The organism is Amycolatopsis sp. WGS_07, assembly GCF_045278895.1.
Classification (GTDB): domain Bacteria; phylum Actinomycetota; class Actinomycetes; order Mycobacteriales; family Pseudonocardiaceae; genus Amycolatopsis.
Genome location: NZ_CP136053.1, coordinates 7,219,805 through 7,238,790, shown reverse-complemented (window position 1 = coordinate 7,238,790; position 18,986 = coordinate 7,219,805). Strand labels below are relative to the sequence as shown.

Below are 18,986 nucleotides of genomic sequence, written 5' to 3'. Positions count from 1 at the left end.
CGCGTCCGCCCTAAGAGGACTGCGCCGCGGGCCGACCGGCCACAGCGGGATCTGCCTCGGAAGGAGCGCGACCCCGGAGCAGCACGAGAGCACCAACCAACGTGAGCAGCTGCGTCGCGGCCAGCAGTGCGTACCCGGCGGCGAATCCGTGGTCCCCGCCCGCCGCGATCGCTACGCCCATCAACGTGGGAAGCAGCGCGGACACGAGGTTGCCGACTCCGTTGACCAGGCCGTAGGCGCTGCCGACGGTGCCCGCCGGCGCGTATTGCTGCACCAGCGTCGGGATCGCCGGTCCCTGCAGGCCCCAGAACGCGTTGGCGAGGATGAGCGCCGCCGCGGCGAGCCAGCGTGAATCGGCGAAGGTCGCGGTCGTCGCGCACAGCGCGGTGCCGACGCTGCCGACCACCAGCACGAGCGGTGCCCGGCGGGCTGGCATCCGGTCGATCAGGTATCCGCCGAGGAATCCGGAACCGAGGCTGACCACGAACGGCAGTGCCGACAGCGCGCTCATCTGCGCGAGCGAGAAGTGCCTTGCCTGCAGCAAATACGACGGCAACCACGAGGTGCTGCCCCACAGGTAGCCGAGCGTGGCCACCTCGATCAGCAGGATCCAGCCGAGCTTGGGCGTGCGCAGCGCTCCGGCGAAGCGCCGCAACGCCGGCTGTCGCGCGGCTGTCCGGTGCCGCGAGGCTCGGACGAACACGGCGACCAGCGGCAGCCCGACCACCAGGTTGAGGGCCGCGAGCAGCAGGAATGAGCCGTGCCAGCCGAAGTGCACCAGGGCGAAGGTGATCACCGGGATGCCCAGAGCCGTGCCGAGGGAAACGCCCATCGAGCTGACCGCGTTGGGCTTGCCCCACGCGCCTTCGGCGAAATTGTCCTTGACGTACATGGTTTTCAGCGAGAACAGCGGCCCCTCGCTGGCCCCGAGCAGGAACCGCAGCGTCAGCAGCAGCATCGCGCTTCCGGCGTACGGCGACACCAGAGTGAACAGCGCCCAGCACCCCAGGCTGACGAGCAGCCCGCGCCGCACCCCGAAAACCGCTTCGTACCACGGGGTGATCAGCATGGCCGCGATTCCGTAGCCAGCCAGGAAAAGCGTCATGAGGGCGCCTTGCGCGGCCCGGTTGCCCGCGATCCCGAAGTGCTGCGCGAAGGCGGGATCGGTGATGAGCACGGACACGTTGACCCGGTCGATGTAGGAGATCGCCACGACCGCCAGCAAGGCCAGCACGCCCAGCCACGCGGTCAGCGGCGAGGCGGGCAGCCGCTCTTCCCTCGGCACAGCGGTTCCTTTCCGGGCCGGACCATCGCGAGGCGGCCCGGACCGCGCGGACCCGGACCGGCCGCCTCGGCCGGCGGGGTCGCCGGGAAGTATCTTTGTCCTAAGATGCTTATGTCAAGGCTTTCTCGGCACGGTTCTCCCGGCAGGCCAGTTCCCGGGGCGGGGCAGGACGATCCGGCGGCACGACAGAAGAAGAGCTGAGCCCGCTCCCGGAGCCGGTGCGCGCCGCGGAAGGTCTGTGAGGGGAACCCTGGGGGAATCAGAGTCCCCCAGGGTTCCCCTCACAGACGAAAAGCCCCGTCGCTCGAGCTGGTCCGCGCCAGCCTCGTCGGCCTAGGCCAACGCGCCCCCAACGACGCTGTCCGTGAAGGTTCCCCTCACGGACAGCGAGACCACCCGGCCCCTCGCACAAGCCCGCATAAAAGAAGGGCTGAGCCCGCAGGCCCAGCCCTTCCCTTACGCCACTAGACAGCCCGGCGTCAGCCCCACACCGGTTCCCTCTCCGGAGCGAGCAGATCGCTGACATCGCCGGAGACGTCCTCGCCAGGCACGCCACGCCGGAACAGCCTGCCGGGTGCCCCGCCGATCGTGGAGACCCCGGCCAGTTCCGCCCAGTCGCCGCGCACGCGCAGCCACGTGCCCTCGCGCAGGCCCAGGACCGGGATGTCGTTGCACTCGTGGAATTCCGCGAGCCGCTTCTCCCGGGTCTCCCCCATGTGCGTGCTGGCCGGGTCGGGGTCGACGTAGTGCGGGTTGAGCTGGAACGGCACCAGGCCCAGCGACGTCAGGCTCGGCGGCTCCACGATCGGCATGTCGTTGGTGGTGCGCACGGTGGGCCCGGCGATGTTGGTTCCCGCGCTGGCGCCGAGGTAGGGCATGCCCTCGGACACCCTGTCCCGCAACGGTTCCAGCAAGCCGCGGCGGTACAGCTCGGCCAGCAGGCGGAACGTGTTGCCGCCGCCGGTGAACACCGCTGGCGCCGAACGCACCGCCGCGGTTGGGTCGGCGAAGGTGTGCAGCCCGCGCACCCGCACGCCGAGCGGCGCCACCGCGGCCGCGATGCGCTCGGTGTAGCCGTCGTGGTCGGCGAGCGCGAACGGCACGAACACCAGGTCGGTGCGTCCGGCCAGCACCTCGGCCACCGCGTCCAGCGCGTGGTCCAGCGGCTCGTGGCCGTGGTTGGTCGAGTTGGACAGCAACAGCAAGTCAGTCACGCGATTCTCCTTGGTTCGCCCGCCATTGTTCAGCACGTGCGCAGCAGCCGGTCCAGGACCCGGACAGAGAACCGCAGCGACTCCAGCGGCACCCGTTCGTCGACGCCGTGGAACAGCCGGTTGTAGGGCAGTTCCGGCGGGACGCGCAGCGCCTTGAACCCGAAACCGCGGATGCCGAGCGCGGACAGCGCCTTGTTGTCGGTGCCGCCCGCGTTGCAGTACGGGGCGGGGTGGCCGTCCGGGTCCTCCGCGGTGATGGCCGCGCACATGGCGTCCACCAAGGGACCGTCGAAACCGCTTTCCATCGCGATGTCCCGGTGGATGAACTCGCGGCGCACCGACGGCAGCAGCAGTTCGTCGATCGTCTCCAGCAGTTCCTGCTCGTACCCGGGCAGGAACCGGCCGTCCACCGCCGCGGTGGCCCGGCCGGGGATGACGTTGACCTGGTAGCCGCCGGAGATCATGGTGGGGTTCGCCGAATTGCGCAGGATCACGTTCACCAGGTCGGCCACCGGGCCCATCTTCGCCAGGCTTCCGTCCACATCGGACGGATCGAACGGGACGCCGAGCAGGTCCGCCGCGCGTTCCAGCAGCGCCCGCACCGGTTCGATGAGCCGGACCGGGAAGCGGTGCCGCCCGATCCGCGCCAGCGATTCGGCGAGATCGGTGACCGCGTTCTCGTCGTTCGGCGAGGAGCCGTGCCCGGCTCGGCCGGTGGCGACCAGCCGCAGCCACGCCTGCCCGCGCTGCGCGCACTCGATCGGGTACAGCCGGCTGCCGTTGCCGAGGTCGAACGACACTCCGCCGCCCTCGGTGATCGCCTCCCCCACGCCGTCGAACAGGTCCGGGCGGTGCTCGGCCAGCCAGTGCGAGCCGAACTTCCCGCCGCCCTCCTCGTCGGCGAGGAAGCCGAACACGATGTCCCGCGGCGGTTTCTCGCCGGTGCGGCCGAATTGCCTCGCCAGCGCGAGAATCGCCGCGTCGAAGTCCTTCATGTCGATCGCGCCGCGGCCCCAGAGCAGGCCGTCGGCGATCTCGCCGGAGAACGGCGGGACGCTCCACTCGTCGGCGTCCGCGGGCACCACGTCCAGATGCCCGTGCAGCAGCAGCGCCGGCCGCGAAGAGTCCACTCCGGACAGTCGGGCGAACACGCTGGCCCGGCCGGGCTCGCTTTCCACGAGCGTCGGTTCCAGCCCGGCATCGGAGAGTTTCTCCGCGACGTACTCGGCGGCGGGCCGTTCGGACGCGCCCGGATTGGACGTGTCGATCCGGATCAGGTCCTGGCAGAGGCCGACCACCTCGTCCTGTGCGCTCGTCACGCGGCCACCTCCTCCAGTTCCGCCGAGCCCAGCGGCCGGATCAGCCCGGCCTTGCCCAGCACCGTGTACAGGATCGCGGCGGTCAGCAGCGAGTTCAGCGCCGGAATGCCCCAGTGCACGAACTCGCCGACGCAGAACGCCACCGCCCACACCGCGATCGTCGCGGGCACCCACACCGGCATCGTCGCCGGGACCCGTCCGGCGGCCCGCGTCTCCCGCAGCGGCGTGGAAAGCCGGCGCACCAGGAAGTACTCGGCCACGATGATCCCGCCCACCGGCGGGATCGCGACGCCCAGCACCGACAGGAACGCGGTGAAGTGCTGCAGGAACCCGATCGCGGACAGCACCGTCCCGGCGATCCCGATCACCAGCGTGACGACGCCGCGGTGCAGCGGGCGGCCGAACACGGTCCGCACGAAGTTCACCACGCCCAGCGAAGAGCCGTACAGGTTCCAGTCGTTGATCTTCGCGGTCGCCAGCACCACCACGATCAGCCCGACGAAGCCCGAAGTGGACAGCACGATGTGCGTGACGTCGGAACTGCCGACGAGGTGCCCGAGCAGCACCCCGGTCATCCCGACGATGTACTCCGACAGCACGATCGACGCCGAACTCTGCAGCAGGACGTGCCAGCCCTTGCGGTTGAACCGGGTCATGTCCGGGGCGACCACAGCTCCGGTCATGTAGCCGCCGGCGATGATCGTCGCCGCGGCCGGGATCGAGATGGCCGTCGCGGTCGGCGCGGCCGACACCAGCGCGCCCACCGAGTGATCCGACAGGGTCGAGATGACGCTCCACGCGACGAGCCCGAAGAACAGCGGCACCGCGATCTTCGCCAGCCACATCATGTACTTGAACCCGTAGATCACCAGCAGCGTCAAGACCACGCCGGACACCGCGCACCACAGCCACGGCGGACCGCCGACGAGCGCGTGCATGCTCTTGCCGAAGATGCCGTTCTGCACGCCGAACCAGCCCACCAGGCTGATCGCGATCACCAGGCTCACCAGCGCGGACCCGTTGCGGCCGAAGCCGGTGAACCGGGTCAGCATGGTCATCGTGAGACCCTCCCGCTGACCGGCCAGGCCGATCAGGAAGATCACCACCTCCAGGATCACCGCGCCGAGCGTGAACGCCCAGAACGCGTCGGAGAACCGCATCCCCACGCCGAGCGTCGCGCCGAGCACGAACTGCGACAGCGAACCAGACTGCGCGAGCCACTGCAGCAGCATCGAACCGAACCCGTACCGGGCCTCTTCGGGGACGCGGCGCAGCGAGTAGTCGTCGTTGCCGATCCGTTTCCGGGTCTGCTTCGCGGTTTTCGTCGCGGTGCTCATCCGGCCACCTCCGTGCCCAGCGTCTGCAGGTGCGCCATCGAGCCGTAGCGGGCCTGCAGGTTGGCGAATTCCGCCTCGTCGTGGAACTGCAGCGTGCCTGCGCCGAACTGCTTGGCGACCTCGACCGCATAGCGCGCGGCGGCCGCGATGTCGGTCTCGTGGCTCGCGCCGGTCGCACAGCCCGCCACGGTCGCCGCCGAGGTGATCGCCAGCCCGACGACCGGCGCGTCGGTCGCGGTCGCCGGCTGCAGGATCGAGTTCAGGTGGTAGACGCCGTTGCCGTAGGGCGTGATGTCCTGCGTCGTGATCGGGTAGGTGACCAGCGGCGCGCCGGTCACCGCCTCCAGCAGTTCGCCGAGGCCTTCGGAGACCCGCAGGATGTAGCCGCTGCGCACGGTCGGCGAAAGGGCGAGCCCGCGGTGGTTGATCACCCGGTTGCCTTTGGTGGTGTCGATCGACAGCACGGCGGCCATCTCGTCGGACAGCTCGTAGCTGTTCATCGTGGCGATGTCGACCGGCGAGTTCATGAACGGAACCGGATCGTGCGGCAGGGTGGGCGCGTCCGGGCAGATGTGCGTGCCGATCAGCACGTCGCCGGCCAGCACGTCCCCGCGAGCGCGCATGGACAGCAGCTTGGCGGCCGCAGCGAGCGCCGCGGCGGCGCCGTCCCCGTCGGACACGAAGCCGGTCACCTCCGGCCGGGCGCCGACCCCGCCGAGCCGCCCCACCACGCCGAGGGTGGGCGCGTCGCCGCCCGCGGCGCGGCCGCGGCTGCCGGCCACCCGGACCCGGACGAAGTCGGTCTTCCCGGCCGGGCCGGGCACCGTCGTGATCTCCGCGCCGCTGCCGTCCGCACCGGCGACGGCGTCGAGGTAGGCGACGGCCTCTTTCCCGGTCACCGCCGGGTCGTCGAGGATTTCGAGCAGTTCCAGGACGTGTTTGAGCATGTGGTTCCTCTGAAGAAGTCAAAGCCGCCGGGGATTGGTCCGACCAGACTCCGTCCGGGCTCCCCCGCTTTACAAACATTTCCCGTTATTCGCACAATGGCCGGATGCCGGACCCCGACGACCGCGCCACCCCGCCCGGCCTGCCGCAGACCGCGGACCGCGCGCTGCAGGTGCTGCTCGCGTTCGACCGCGCCCGCCCGGAATGGGGAGTCACCGCGGTCGCGCGCGAGTTCGGGCTGCACACGTCGATCGCCCAGCGGATCCTGGCGGTGCTGGCCCACCGCGGTTTTCTCGTCCGCGACGACAGCACCCGCAAGTACCGGATCGGCCCGGCCGCCCTGCACCTCGGCCGGTTGTGGGACCGGGCCGGCGCGCTGGACCTGCTGGTAGTCCCGGTCCTGTCCGACCTCGCCGCCCAGACCGGGCACGCCGCCCTGCTGTCCCTGCCCGACGGTGCGCACACGCGGTGCGTGCTGGCCGCGGAAGGCGCGGACGGGCGGCTGCGCGGCTACTCCCTGGTCGGCGAGCTGTACCCGGCACACGCGGGCGCGACCAGCAAGGCGTACTTCGCGTTCCTGTCCGAAGAGGAACGCGACCGGCTGTTCGCCGACCGCCCGATGGCGCGGTTCACCCCGGACACGGTCACCGACCTCGCCGTCCTGCGCGAGCAGCTGGCCGAGGTCGCCGCCCGGGGCTGGGCGTTCACCACCGGCGAATACGACACGGGTGTGGCGACCCTCGCGGTGCCGGTCTTCCTGCGCGGCGAACCGTACGGCAGCCTGTCCGTCGGCTGGTCCGCCTCCCGCTTCGACCACGACCCGGAGCAGTGGGTGGACCTGCTGCGGCGGGGCGCGGAGCTGATCGAACTGCGGCTTTCCCGGCCGGTGAACCGCCTCAGCGGAGGTCTTCCAGGTCCGCGGCGAACCGAGTAAGCGACGGCAGGGCGAGGATTCTCCGTTGAAACCCGCGCGCGGCCAGCCGGTAGGACGGTTCTTCCAGGACCTGCTTGAGCGCGGCGGTCAGCTTGCCCGGCGTCAGCCCCGCAGCGTCCACCTGAACGCCCACTCCCAACTCCTCGATGCGGGCGGCGTTCGCGGGTTGATCGGCGAACAGCGGCAGCGCTGCCATCGGCACCCCGTGGTCGAGCGCTTCTCGGACGCCGCTGTAGCCGGCATGGGTGAGGAAGGCGTCGCACGCGCCCAGCAGCAGACGCTGCTGCACGAACGACGCGAAATGCACGTTCGCCGGACGCGGGCCGGTCCAGGCGGCCGGGTCGTGGCCGAGCGCGACGACCGCGCGGATCGGCAACGCGCCCAAAGCCTCGACCGCGATCGTCAGCAGCCGCGATTCGGCGGACAGCAGCATGCGCACGTTCGAGCCGAGGCTCATCAGCACCAGCGGCGCGTCGGCGGGCAGCTCCGGGACGGTGCCGGGCTCGTCGGGCACGCGGTAGTAACGGTGTTGAGGCGTGCGCAGCACCGGCGGGTACCACGATTCGGGTAGCAGTCCCGCGGCGAGCTTCCCGTACGCAGGCGTCAGGGACTCGATCGCAGCGAGACCGAACTTCGCGCGCACGACGTTGAGCCGCTCGACGAGATCCGGCACCAGCCGCACGATCAGCGGCGCGATGTCGATCATCGCCAGCTCGACGCCGAGCGCCTCCGCGGCCAGGAACCCGCCGTACTCGTTGGTCTCCCGGACGATCAGGTCCGGTTGCCACGGCTTCGCGACGTCGAGCAGGTTCGCGGCGAAGGCGGCGGTCATCCGTTCGTCGAACAGCGGAACGCTGATCGGGCCGGACACCTCCGGCCGCCATCCGCGCATCGGTGCGGGCCTTGCCGGATGGATCTCTTCGGGAGCCAGGACGTCCGGCAGCACGAGCACCGGCACGCCAAGCCGCTCCAGCTCGCCGCGCATCGCACCGCCGGTGGCGATCGCGACCTCGTGCCCGGCCCGCCGCAGCGCGTTCGCCACCGGGACCACGGCCGGTACGAGATGCGAGCGAATCGGCAACCCGGTCAGCAGCACCCGCATCGAGAGACACCCCCAGAATTCCGTATTGCCATGTCCGCCTCTCGATGTCCCGCGCTGTTCTCAGGCTCGCATGCTTCCGGCGGGCCGGACATACCGAGAATTAGGGGGAATGTCGTTGCCGGTCCGGTGCGGGGCGGCCATGCTTGGTCGCATGGGCGGGACGGCGGGGTGTTCGCTGGACGACGTGCACGAGGCAGTCGGACAGGGTGCCGGCTCGGACGCCGCGGGAGAAGCGCTGTCCCGCGCACTGGCGCCGTTGGTGGCGCACGACGCGCTGCGTCTCGCGGCGACGAGCCCCTCCGCCGAGTTCGGACCGGCCGCCTTCAGCTTCTGGCACCACTTCGACCCCGGCCTCGGGCTGGCTCTGCTGCACCGCTCGTACTCCGATGGCAGTGAATGTTCGCCGTTGGTGCGGGCGAGGCCGGCCGTCGTGCTGAGCGGCGACCTGTACCGCGCGCATGGCGTCGGCAGCGCGCTGCTGGCTCTGCTGCGCGACCGCCGCGGCACGTGGGGAGCATTGGAATTGCTGCGCTCCCCCGGCGGCAAGCAGTTCAACGACGAGGACGCCCGCCGCGCGGCGCAGCTGGGCCCGGCGTTGGCCGCCGTTCTGCGTCAGTACGTCACTTCGGGCCCGCTGACGCCGCAGACGCCGATGCTGGCCCCGGGGGTGCTCATCGTGGGGCCGGACCACCGGATGCGGGCCGCGACACGGCAGGCACACGCGTGGCGGGAACACCTGCGAGCCAGCCACCGCACCCCGGACTTCACTGACGCCGCCCACTTGGCCGGTTTGTCGCTGCAGACACGTCGGTGCCTGAAGGACCCGCGTGCCCGCCCGCCAGTGCTGACCGCGCCGCCAGCCAGCCACGGCCGCTGGGTCGGCTGCCACACCCAACCCCTCGACGACGGCTCCGGTGACGTGGCCGTGGTCATCGAAGCGATCACCGGCAAGCGGCTGCTGCCGTCGTTCTGCGACTGGTACGGCATCACTCCCCGCGAACGCCAGGTCGTCTCGCAGCTATGCGACGGAGCGGCGGCCAAGCACATCGCGCGTCGACTCGACCTGTCGGTGCACACCGTCAACGAGCACCTGAAAGCTGTCTTCCGCAAGACCGCGGCGAGCGGCCGGGACGAACTCGTCGCCGCGCTCACCGGCTGAGCGGCCGCGGAAACTGTCGGTGTCGCGTGCGAAGCTGTCGGCGTGGAAGTGCACTTCGACGCTGAACTGTGGATCTGGGAAGCGCGGCGGACCGACGCCTGGACCTTCGTCACCCTGCCCGGCGACATCTCCGACGAAATCCGCGAACTGGGCGGGCCGCGCCGAGGGTTCGGATCGATGCGCGTGCAGGTGCGGATCGGGGCCACCACCTGGCGCACGTCGATCTTCCCGGACAGCACGCGCGGCTACGTGCTGCCGGTCAAACGCGCGGTACGCAAGGCTGAAAGCCTCGATCCTGGAGATACCGCGCGGGTGACCGTGGCTGTCCTCGACCTCTGACCTTGGCGGAGCAGAATCACCGGCCGGGCCTCGTGCCGCGGTGACAGAGCGGATCCGCCGGGGCATGGCTGTGAAGTGCGCGAATCCGGGTCGCTGCTTCGAGTAGAGCCTCGTCGAGGGGCGGACAGGCGGAGGTAGCCCGGGGCACCTCGGCTTCGTCCAGTCTCCGGCCGCGGATCTGCTCGCCGCAGCACACCCTTCGCCGACGGGGTACGCGTAGAGCGCTCCTTCTGGCTTAGGACAATGCTTTCCGCATTTTCGCGATTTCTTCGGCCTTCTTGCGCTAAACGAATATCTGCGCGGGCTCGGAGCGCACGGACGGGACGAGGCGAACAGGCCCTGACATCCGTCGAGCCGCACAAAGCGGTTCAGTGCTCCGGCACGAGCGCGGTCACCTCGTCGATGACGACGTCGAAGGCGTCCGGAGCCGGGCGTTCCGGGACAGTGGCGCCGCCGAACTCGCCAGGCCGGTGGATGTACGCGGTCCGCATTCCGGCTTCCGCGGCCGCCGCGAGGTCGTACGGATGCGAGGCGACCAGGGCACAGCGAGCGGGATCGGCCGCCACTGAGGCGATCGCGGTCCGATACATATCCGGGTGCGCTTTGAAATGCCCGACCAGTTCCGCGGTCAGGACAAGGTCCCAATGCCAGTCGTGGCGGCGGGCGACGTCGACCATGACGGAGGTGTCGGCGTTGGAGAATGCCGCCACGACTACCCCGTGCTCGCGCAATCGGGAGAGCCCTTCCCCGGTGTCCGGCCAGGGCCGCAGCTGTGTCCAGGCATCCACGAGCCGTTCATGCGCGTCGGCGTCGACCGTGATTCCCAGTTGGCGAGCCACCTCGGCCAGGCCGTCCGAGTACACCGACCGCGACGAACGCCATCGCCGGTCCGGGCTGCCGGAGGTGTTCGCGGTCCAGAACTGCCGCCACCGCACCAGCAGCTCCGCCCGTTGCTCCGCCGTCGTGCGCGGCAGCTCCGTCGCGAGCGCCTCCGACACCGGCGTCGCGAAATCGGTCAACGTGCCCTGGACGTCGAAGAACACCGCGTCGACGTCGCCGAGTCCCGTCAGTTTCCCCATCCGCCCAAGCTACCCGGCCGGTCCCTCGCCCACACCGCGGCGAACGCGAAAACCGCTGCCTCGTAAATCATCGCGTGCCACAACGCCTCCCCCGCCGTCGCGGCCGGTGCGGCGTACGCGATGCCCGCGAACGTGACACCCAACGTCCCGCCCAGCTGTTGCGCGGTCGGAAGCAGGCCGGAAACCGAGGTCGCCTCTTCAGCGCGTGCCCTGGCGATCACCTGGGTAAACGCCGACGCGGTGAAAACCCCGAAGGCAACTCCGCCGGCACCCAATGCGAGCCAATACAACCAGAGCAGGTCTTGGTCGAGAAGCACCGGGACGGCAACCGACACCAGCCCCATCACCAGCGCGGAGACGGCGAGCGCGCGGGGGCCGAATCGTCTGTTCGCGATGCGGCTTCCGGCCAAAGCTCCGATCGCGTACGGAGTGAGGCTCAGACCTGTCTGAAGTGGACTCCAGCCCTTGGCGCCCTGCAGGTGCATCGAGAGCAGCAGGGTGAAGGACGGGACGCCCGCGTTGAAGACCAGTACGGCGACCAGCCCCCGCCTGGTCGCCGGTTCGGCCAATGTGGACGGTCGGACCAGCGGTTCCGCCGCCCTGCGCTGGGAAATCACGAAACCGGTCAGCGCCACCGCGGCCAGTGCCAGGCTGGCCCAGGTCCACAGTGGCCAGCCGGTTTCGCGTCCCATGCTCAGCGGGAACACCAGCAGTGCGAAACCCAGCAGGCTCAGCGCCGCGCCGATCGGATCGACGCGCTGGGCTTTGTCTTCGTCGCGAACGGACGGCAGCGTGGGCGAGAGCGCGAGGGCGGCGATCCCGACGGGGACGACCAGCAGCATCGCCGCCCGCCAGCCCAGTCCCAGCGGATTGAGCTGGGTCAGCACGCCGCCGAGTACCGGACCGGCGAGCGAGGCTGCCGCCATCGTGGCGCCGAAGGCGCTCAGCGCGGCGGGTCGGCGGCTCGCGGGCACCGCCGACTGGATGATCGACAGGATCTGGGGTGCCATCAGGCCGCTGCCGAAACCTTGCAGGGCGCGTCCGGCGATCAGCACCCACGCGTCCGGCGCGGCGGCCGCCCCGATCGAGGCGGCGGTGAACAACGCCATCCCGGTGACGAACATCCCGCGATAGCCGTACTTGTCCCCCAGCCGCGCGGAGACGATCAGTGAGCAGGCGTAGGTGAGCGTGTAGGCGGCGAGAACCAGCTGGGTCTCCGCCGTCCCGGCGCGCAGGTCCCGCTGGACGTCGACTACGCCCACCTGCATGACCGTGACGCTGAACAACTGGACGAACGTGCCGGACAGGAGGATCGGCAGCAGAAGTCGTTGGGATGGCGGCGAAAGACGCACCAAGCTCATCGGCCGGGCCGGTCCAGGGCGGCCGCGGCGAGCGTCTTCGCCAGCTCGCCGGGCCGGGTCACGAACGGAGAATGGCCTCCCGGCAGGGAGTGCACGCGGAACGGGTTCTCCGGCGTCAGCCGATCCGCCTCGGCGATGATCAGGTCCTGGGTCGCGGGCGGCAGGGCGAGGTCGTCGGCGAGCCGCACGTAGGAGCGGGAGATCCGGCCCCAGCGCGCCGCAGTGAGCGAGATCGGCGTGGTGAAGTTCGCGAACGGGAGGTCGGGGTGCAGGAACTGCCGCCACGAGTCCGGGCTGCCCTCGGGGAGATCGTCGAGGAACGCCCGGCGGATGACGTCGGTGACGGCCGGGTCGGGGGAAAGCGGGTTGATCCGGATCGCGCCGAGTTCGGCCGGATCGCCGACCGGCGGGATCTGGACCGCGTCCGCGTTCTCCTTCGCTCCGACGTAGTCGGCGAACCGGGGGCGGCCCGCGGGCACGAACGCGGACAGGTAGACGAGCCGGTCGACGAGTTCCGGCGCCTGCTCCGCGGCGGCGGACGCGGCCCCGCCGCCGGCGCTGTGGGCGACCAGGACGACGTTCCGGTACCGGGTGCGGGCGCTGATGAGCGCGTTGAGCACGACGTCGGTGCTGTCCTGGAGGGTGACGCCGTGCAGGGCCGACCGTTCGCTGGCGAAACCGGGTTGGCCAGGCAAGAAATACCCGCTGGGGACAGGCGCGCCGAGTCCGCTCCCCGGCAGGTCCACGGCGACGCTGGCGAGGCCGTGCAGCGCGAGCGCGCGCTGCGTCGACGTCCAGTGCAGGGCGGAATGCCAGGCACCGTGCACGAGCAGGATGACGGTCTCGGACGAGGAGGGTCGGGTCACGGGAGGGTCCTTCGGAAGCGTCGGTCACGGACCTCCCCAGAGCACACCCGCCGACCCGCGTTATCCACCGCCATATCTCACGACTGCTTGCGTGATACTTCAGACGTATCATGACGCCGTGGAAGCTCGTCACCTCCGTTATGCCTTGGCCCTCGCCGAGCACCAGCACTTCGGTCGCGCCGCCGCGGCACTGGGCATTGCCCAGCCGCCGTTGTCGACGCAGATCGCCGCGCTTGAACGCGAAGTCGGCGAGCGGCTTTTCGACCGCACCGCGCGCGGCGTTTTCCCCACTGCCGCAGGGGATGCGTTCCTCGTCCGGGCACGCGGCGCACTCGCCGAGATGAGCCTCGCACTCGTCGACGCGGGCCGCGCGGCACGCGGGGAGACCGGCAGGCTGCGGCTCGGGTTCATCGGGTCCGCGCTGCTCGACCCGCTGCCGGGGGTGATCGGCCGGTTCCGGAAGACCCATCCCGAGGTGCGGATGACCCTGCAGGAGCTGGACAGTTCCGCCGGGTCCGCGGCGTTGCTCGCGGGCGAGCTGGACGTGGCGGTGGGGCGGGGCAGCCCCGCGGCGCGGGCGCGGAGCAGCTCGTCACCGTGCCCATCGGCGCCGACCACCTGGTGGCTGCGGTTTCGGCGGGACATCCCTTCGCTGGGAGCAAGTCGGTCGACGTCGCGCAACTCTCCCGCGAACCCCTCGTGGTCAGCGCGGACGCAGCGGGCTCCTATCTCCGCTCGGTGTTCGAGCCCGCCGTCCTCGACAGTGCCACGCTGGCGCGCGACATCCACACGATCGCCGGGCTCGCCGCCTGCTCCGCGGGAGTCGGCCTCGGCCCGGAACGGATGCGGCTGATCGCGCGCAAGGACATCTGGTTCTGCGCCGTCGAACCGCGGTTCCGGCTGCCGGATCTGCAGATGTCTTTCCGCGTGACCGATTCCTCGCCGGTGCTGGCCGCTTTCCTTTCGGTGGTCCGGAACAACTGCACCGACGTCGGCAGCCGCCTCGACGAACTCCTCGCCCGCCATCCGGCGCTGGGCGTCTCGTGACCACGCTCGAGCCGCTCAGCCATGGCCGCACCGTCGTCGCCCCGGACCTGCGTGGTTACGGCGCCTCCGGACATTACGTTCCGGAGGAAGCACCGGAGGCGGTCGCGTGATGGCGGGCAACGGGGCGTCGCCGGGACGAAGCGTCTCCAGCAAACTGCTGGCGGTGCTCGGCTGTTTCGACCTAGGCCGCCCGGCCTTGACGCTCACCGAGATCGCTGAACTGTCGGGGCTGCCGCTGTCGACGGCCCGGCGGCTCATCGGCGAACTCGTCGACTGGGGCGGCCTGGAACGAACGCCTGACCAGCGATATCGGGTCGGGATCCGGTTGTGGCAGGTGGGATCCCTGGCACCGCGACAGCGCGTGCTGAGCGAGGCCGCGCTGCCGTTCATGCAGGACCTCTGTGCGGCCACCGGCGAAAACGTGCAGCTGGCGGTGCTCGACGGCCACGAAGCCATGTGCATCGAGAAGATCTCCAGCCGACGCGCGGTGCCCACCGCGACCCGGATCGGCGGACGGCTGCCGCTGCACGCGACTGGGGTCGGCAAGGTGCTGCTCGCCTTCTCCCCGCCCACGCTGCGCAAGGAGATCATCGACCACGGCCTGACCGCACGCACGCCCCACACGATCGTCGCGCCCGGCCGCCTCGCCGCGGCCCTGGATGTCGTGCGCGAGCACGGCCTCGGGTACTCCTATCAGGAGATGACGCTGGGGGCCGTGTCCGTGGCCGCGCCGGTCCTCGACGCCGCCGGTGCGGTCTGCGGCGCGCTCGGCATCGTGACCCACTCCCGCGCCACCTTGCGCCAGCTCGCTCCCGCGGTGCGCACCGCGGCGCTCGGGGTTTCCCGCCGCTGCGGCTGACCAGTGCGCTGCCATCCAGTGGCAGCCGTTGCTGGGCCGCCGCTCCGGTCCGGGCCACGATGAAAGTCCACTGAGGAATGGCGATCGGGAGGAACAACCATGGCCGCGCACCGCGAAGACCGGCTGGCGATCCGCGAACTCGTCGAGAACTGGGCGATCTGGCGCGACGCGGGGAACTGGGAGCGGTTCGCCACGGTCTGGCACCCCGTCGACGGGTGGATGACCGCGACCTGGTTCCAGGGCCCGGCGGCCGAGTTCGTCGCGGCGAGCCGGGAGGGTTTCGAGCGCGGGGTTTCGATCCTGCACTTCCTGGGCGGGCATTCCGCGGACATCGCGGGAGACCGGGCGGTGGCGCAGACGAAGATGACCATCAACCAGCGAGTGGTGATCGACGGCGTTGAAGCGGACGTGGTGTGCACGGGTCGCTTCTACGATTTCTGCGCCCGATACGAGGGGGCGTGGAAGATCGTCCGGCGGCAGCCGATTTACGAGAAGGACCGGCTGGATGTCGTTGACCCGGCATCGCGACTGGAGCTGGAGCCGGAGCTGCTCGCGCGGTTCCCGGTCGGCTACCGCCATCTCGGCTACGCGCAGACCAAAGCGGGCTTCACCGTGAAGACCGGCTTGCCGGGGCTGACCGGCCCTGCCGTCGAACGGCTCTACGAGGAGGGCGCGAACTGGCTCGCCGAGCCGTTGAACTCGTAAGTGGGATCGTCCCGGTACTGCCGGGCGGTTTCCCGCAGACAGCCCAGCAACACGTCGCCCTGCTTCAGGTCGCTGCCCACCCAGGCGGCCCACGTCCGCATCCAGTGCTCGGGACGGTCCGCGTGCAACGGAATCCATCGCCAGGCGGGGAACCACTTCCGCGCGGACGTCGCCCCGATGAGCACCGTGTCGACCTGTGAGCTGGTGGCGATCAGTTCGCTGTGCTCCGAGAACGCGCGGAACAGCCAGTCCACGTCGGTGCCGGTCGCGGTCGCCGCCGCGCGCAGGCTGACCTCTTCGCCCTTGGCCGAATGGGCCATGACGCGCAGTCCGTCGAGATCGGTGACGTCGAGCTGCTCCCGGTCGCCGGGCCCGGTTCCCTCGCGGAAGACGCAGCCGAGCCGTTGCCGGAAAAGGAGTTCCTTGTGCAGCTCCGGCGGTTGGGTGTGCACGAGGCTCAGGTCCAGCAGGCCGTTCAGCAGCAGCCGGCGCTGTTCCTCGCTGGTGGCTTCGACGATCGCGAAATGGATCTCCGGCGCGGCTTCGCGCACCGCGTTCAGGTAGGCCTCGATCCAGCCCGCCGGGATCCCCGACGGGACTCCCAAGTGGACGAGACGCCGGGCGCCGGCCGCGGCCTGGAGCACCTCGGGCACCCGGTCGACCAGCTCGAAGATGGACAACAGGTGCTCGCGCAGGCCCTCGCCGGCCGCCGTCAGCTCGGTGCCGGCCGCGGTGCGCCTCAGAAGCTGATGCCCCAGCGACTTCTCCAGCTGGGCGATCTGCCTGCTCAGCGTCGGCTGGGTGATGTGCAGCGCCGCCGCGGCGCGCGAGATGGAGCCGTACTCGGCGACGGCGCGGAAGTAGTCGAGTTGGCGCAGCTCCAGCATGAACCGATCATATGCCTGTCGGGCATGGCGGGGTCGAACGATAGGCATTTGATCTATAACCGCTGGTCACGCAGGATCGTCCCAGCGAACAGACCAGCGGAAAGGAAGCGATGACCGTCGACTTGGCTTGCGAGCGGCTGCCCGGGCCGGTCGGGGCTCCGTTCACGTTCGTGCTCGTCCACGGCTGGGCGCGCTCGCGTTCGGACTGGCGCCCCGTTCTGCCAGGCCTGCAACGGATCGCGCCGGTCGTGCTCGTCGATCTGCGCGGGCACGGCGAGTCCGAGCCAGGGCCGGACATGCGGCTGTCGCGGGTGGCGGCCGACGTACGTGCGCTGGTGAACCGGCTCGGGCTCGGCCGCGTGGTGCTGGTCGCCCATTCCGCGGGCAGCGAGGTGGCCGCGTTCCTCGCCCGGCAGGAACCGGAATCGGTGGCCGGACTGGTCGCGATCGACCCGGCGTTCGGGCTTCCCGACGAGGATCGCGCCCGGATCGAGGCGATCGCCGAACGGCTCCGGCGCGAGGATCCCGTGGCGGTCGCCCGCGAACACTTCGCCAGCCACGGGCCGAGCCCAGTGCTTTCCGGCGACCTGGTCTCCGCTACACCGGCGGCCATCCGCGAGTTGTTCATCGACTTCGCTTTCGGCACGGAAGCGCTGCATTTCCTGTCGCAGGCGAAGGAGTTCTTCGCCGTTTTTCCCGTACCGCTGCTCGCGATCTACCGCAACGACGAACGCGCCCGTCTGGCCCGCGAATTCCTCGCCGACGCCACGATCAAGGTCCTGCCAGGCGGCCATTGGACACACCACGAGCACCCCGGCGACGTCGTAGCCGCGATCGCCGAGTTCCTGTCCTGTTGGGAAAAGAAAGAAGCACACCATGACTGAACCCCGCCGCGTCGCGATTGTCACCGGAGGCGCGGGAAAACTGGGCACCGCCATCACCGAACGCCTGCTCGAAGACGGAGTCACCGTCGTAGTGGCCGACGTCAAGGCGGACGCCGCCGACGCGACTGCCGCCGACCTGCGCGCCCGGTTCGCCTCGCCCGCGGTCGGCATCGCCGCCGACCTCGGATCCGTCGAGTCGATCGAGGCTCTGGTCGCGGACGTGGGCAGGCGCTTCGGCCGGATCGACGTCATCGTCAACAACGCGGCGGTGAACCGGCGCTCCACGCTCTCCGAGCTGTCCCCGGACGCCTGGAACCTCATGAGCGACGTGAACCTGCGCGGTCCGGCGTTCCTCGTCAGCAGGGCACTGGAATTCTTCAAGGCGCAACGCAGCGGTGCGGTGGTCAACCTCGCCTCGCGCAACTGGGTTTCCGGCGGTCCGGTCGCCTACACCACCATGAAAGCCGGGATCGTCGGGATGACGCGCTCCTTCGCCACCGAACTCGGGAAGTACAACGTCACGGCGAATGCGGTCGCGCCCAGCTTCATCCGGTCCGACTTCACCGCCTACGACCGCGACGAAGAGCAGATCCGCCGCCTCACTGCGGAATACCGGGCCATCACGCCGATGCCGCGGATGGCGGAACCCCGTGACGTCGCCGAAGCGGTCGCTTTCCTGGCCTCGCCCGCGGCGTCGTTCATCACCGGCGAGGTCCTGCACGTCTGCGGCGGCGCGCAACTCGCCCCGCTCCCCCAGACCCCGCTCGCCGTCGAACACGCGGCCCAGCCGTGAAGTTCGGCGTCGCGACGATCTGCCTGCCCACAGTGGACACCGCCGAATGCATCGCCCAGGTCCGCGCCGCGGGGTTCGGCGGGATCGAATGGCGGGTCGAGCCGCGCCCCGGCAGCATCCGCGACCCGAAGCCCGCGCACCCGTACCTGGTCGACCACCGCGCCACCCTCCCGCTGGACGTCCCAGCCACGGAGGCGGTCGCGGACGACACCCGCGCGGCAGGACTCGACGTAATCGGCCTCGCGCCCTACATCGAGGTCGGCGACACCGAGATGCTTCACCTCGCGTGCGACCTGGCGAAGGCGGCCAGTGCTCCGCAATTTCGGCTGCAGGCACCGCGAATCTCTCGAACGGGAAAGTCCTATTCGGACTTGTTCGAGCACACCGTCGCGTTTTTCGGGGAAGTCGAGACCGCCGCGCGCGCCGCCGGAATCCGCGCGCTGCTGGAGATCCACCACAACACCATCTGCCCCAGCGCCTCACTCGCGCACCGAGTTGTCGCGCATTTCGACCCCGCGTACGTCGGTGTCATCTACGACGTCGGCAATCTCGTCTTCGAAGGCTACGAGGCGCACGAGATCGCGCTCGACCTGCTCGGCGACTATCTCGGACACGTGCACCTGAAGAACGCCGCGCACTTCCGCTCCCCAGGCGGCGGCTGGCGAGCCGGCTGGACCCCGCTCGAGGACGGCGAAGTCGCTGTCCCCCAGGTACTCAGTCTCATCGACCAACGCGGCTACTCCGGCTGGGTCTCGGTCGAAGACCTGAGCCTCGACCGCCCGCCCGTCGCGACCCTGCACCACAACGCGGCCCAGCTCCGCGAATGGGGCCTGCTGCGCTGAGCTTCCCGTTACTGGACAAGGAGGTCCAC

Annotated in this window: 19 protein-coding genes and 1 pseudogene; 10 read left to right on the top strand and 10 right to left on the bottom strand. The window is 70.2% G+C overall.

Features of this window, described 5'->3' with window-relative positions; genetic code table 11:
• Positions 1-10: 10 nt before the first annotated feature.
• The 5 genes from RPX00_RS34035 to RPX00_RS34015 form a co-directional block, all read right to left on the bottom strand.
• Entirely contained in the window at positions 11-1,285 is a 1,275-nt protein-coding gene (locus RPX00_RS34035; protein ID WP_406631555.1) for an MFS transporter, read from the bottom strand.
• A 479-nt stretch (positions 1,286-1,764) separates the two neighbouring features.
• A complete protein-coding gene (gene pepE, locus RPX00_RS34030; RefSeq protein WP_406631553.1) occupies positions 1,765-2,499 on the bottom strand; it encodes a dipeptidase PepE in 735 nt (244 codons plus the stop codon).
• 29 nt (positions 2,500-2,528) lie between these two features.
• The gene (locus tag RPX00_RS34025) at positions 2,529-3,818 is read right to left on the bottom strand and encodes a M20/M25/M40 family metallo-hydrolase (protein ID WP_406631551.1); all 1,290 of its coding nucleotides are present in this window, start codon (positions 3,816-3,818) and stop codon (positions 2,529-2,531) included.
• Positions 3,815-5,155 (bottom strand): cytosine permease, encoded by a 1,341-nt coding sequence (locus RPX00_RS34020; protein ID WP_406631549.1) that lies wholly within the window; start codon positions 5,153-5,155, stop codon positions 3,815-3,817. The genes RPX00_RS34025 and RPX00_RS34020 overlap by 4 nt, the downstream gene beginning before the upstream one ends.
• Positions 5,152-6,102 (bottom strand): DUF1177 domain-containing protein, encoded by a 951-nt coding sequence (locus RPX00_RS34015; protein WP_406631547.1) that lies wholly within the window; start codon positions 6,100-6,102, stop codon positions 5,152-5,154. Before RPX00_RS34015 ends, RPX00_RS34020 begins: the two co-directional genes overlap by 4 nt.
• A gap of 104 nt (positions 6,103-6,206) precedes the next feature.
• Between RPX00_RS34015 and RPX00_RS34010 the strand changes: the two genes are divergently transcribed.
• Positions 6,207-7,034 carry an IclR family transcriptional regulator gene (locus tag RPX00_RS34010; RefSeq protein WP_406631545.1) on the top strand — a complete coding sequence of 276 codons (828 nt, stop codon included), beginning with the start codon at positions 6,207-6,209 and terminating at the stop codon, positions 7,032-7,034.
• Here RPX00_RS34010 and RPX00_RS34005 read toward each other — a convergent pair.
• Positions 6,997-8,136, bottom strand: a complete 1,140-nt coding sequence (locus RPX00_RS34005; protein ID WP_406631543.1) for a glycosyltransferase — start codon at positions 8,134-8,136, stop codon at positions 6,997-6,999. The two genes, RPX00_RS34010 and RPX00_RS34005, sit on opposite strands and share 38 nt — an antisense overlap.
• Before the next feature lie 151 nt (positions 8,137-8,287).
• Here RPX00_RS34005 and RPX00_RS34000 point away from each other — a divergent pair, with 151 nt between their 5' ends.
• Positions 8,288-9,295: a LuxR C-terminal-related transcriptional regulator gene (locus RPX00_RS34000; protein ID WP_406631541.1), complete on the top strand. Its 1,008-nt coding sequence runs from the start codon at positions 8,288-8,290 to the stop codon at positions 9,293-9,295.
• Positions 9,296-9,337: 42 nt separating this feature from the next.
• Positions 9,338-9,634 (top strand): DUF1905 domain-containing protein, encoded by a 297-nt coding sequence (locus tag RPX00_RS33995; protein WP_406631540.1) that lies wholly within the window; start codon positions 9,338-9,340, stop codon positions 9,632-9,634.
• A gap of 368 nt (positions 9,635-10,002) precedes the next feature.
• On the opposite strand, the gene RPX00_RS33990 is transcribed toward RPX00_RS33995, so the two are convergent.
• The 3 genes from RPX00_RS33990 to RPX00_RS33980 are packed head-to-tail and all read right to left on the bottom strand — an operon-like array spanning position 10,003 to position 12,940.
• Entirely contained in the window at positions 10,003-10,713 is a 711-nt protein-coding gene (locus tag RPX00_RS33990; protein ID WP_406631538.1) for a haloacid dehalogenase type II, read from the bottom strand.
• On the bottom strand, positions 10,701-12,074 hold the full coding sequence (locus tag RPX00_RS33985; RefSeq protein WP_406631536.1) for an MFS transporter: 1,374 nt from the start codon (positions 12,072-12,074) through the stop codon (positions 10,701-10,703). Before RPX00_RS33985 ends, RPX00_RS33990 begins: the two co-directional genes overlap by 13 nt.
• A complete protein-coding gene (locus RPX00_RS33980; RefSeq protein ID WP_406631534.1) occupies positions 12,071-12,940 on the bottom strand; it encodes an alpha/beta fold hydrolase in 870 nt (289 codons plus the stop codon). The genes RPX00_RS33985 and RPX00_RS33980 overlap by 4 nt, the downstream gene beginning before the upstream one ends.
• Between RPX00_RS33980 and RPX00_RS33975 the strand changes: the two are divergent.
• The 4 genes and pseudogenes from RPX00_RS33975 to RPX00_RS33960 all read left to right on the top strand — a co-directional run.
• Positions 12,909-13,451: pseudogene (locus tag RPX00_RS33975) on the top strand (LysR family transcriptional regulator); the annotation flags it as partial. The gene RPX00_RS33980 and the pseudogene RPX00_RS33975 overlap by 32 nt on opposite strands.
• 86 nt (positions 13,452-13,537) lie before the next feature.
• Positions 13,538-13,987, top strand: a complete 450-nt coding sequence (locus tag RPX00_RS33970; protein ID WP_406631532.1) for a LysR substrate-binding domain-containing protein — start codon at positions 13,538-13,540, stop codon at positions 13,985-13,987.
• 109 nt (positions 13,988-14,096) lie between these two features.
• Positions 14,097-14,846 carry an IclR family transcriptional regulator gene (locus tag RPX00_RS33965; RefSeq protein WP_406631530.1) on the top strand — a complete coding sequence of 250 codons (750 nt, stop codon included), beginning with the start codon at positions 14,097-14,099 and terminating at the stop codon, positions 14,844-14,846.
• Positions 14,847-14,945: 99 nt separating this feature from the next.
• Positions 14,946-15,551, top strand: coding sequence for a nuclear transport factor 2 family protein (locus tag RPX00_RS33960; RefSeq protein WP_406631528.1), 606 nt, complete (start codon positions 14,946-14,948; stop codon positions 15,549-15,551).
• Here the strand turns inward: RPX00_RS33960 and RPX00_RS33955 are convergent.
• Positions 15,506-16,438: a LysR family transcriptional regulator gene (locus RPX00_RS33955; RefSeq protein ID WP_406631526.1), complete on the bottom strand. Its 933-nt coding sequence runs from the start codon at positions 16,436-16,438 to the stop codon at positions 15,506-15,508. The two genes, RPX00_RS33960 and RPX00_RS33955, sit on opposite strands and share 46 nt — an antisense overlap.
• A gap of 110 nt (positions 16,439-16,548) precedes the next feature.
• On the opposite strand from RPX00_RS33955, the gene RPX00_RS33950 reads away from it, so the two are divergent.
• The 3 genes from RPX00_RS33950 to RPX00_RS33940 are packed head-to-tail and all read left to right on the top strand — an operon-like array spanning position 16,549 to position 18,957.
• Positions 16,549-17,322, top strand: coding sequence for an alpha/beta fold hydrolase (locus RPX00_RS33950; protein WP_406631523.1), 774 nt, complete (start codon positions 16,549-16,551; stop codon positions 17,320-17,322).
• Entirely contained in the window at positions 17,315-18,115 is an 801-nt protein-coding gene (locus RPX00_RS33945; RefSeq protein ID WP_406631521.1) for an SDR family NAD(P)-dependent oxidoreductase, read from the top strand. The genes RPX00_RS33950 and RPX00_RS33945 overlap by 8 nt, the downstream gene beginning before the upstream one ends.
• Positions 18,112-18,957 carry a sugar phosphate isomerase/epimerase family protein gene (locus RPX00_RS33940; protein ID WP_406631519.1) on the top strand — a complete coding sequence of 282 codons (846 nt, stop codon included), beginning with the start codon at positions 18,112-18,114 and terminating at the stop codon, positions 18,955-18,957. The genes RPX00_RS33945 and RPX00_RS33940 overlap by 4 nt, the downstream gene beginning before the upstream one ends.
• The last annotated feature ends 29 nt before the right edge of the window (positions 18,958-18,986 follow it).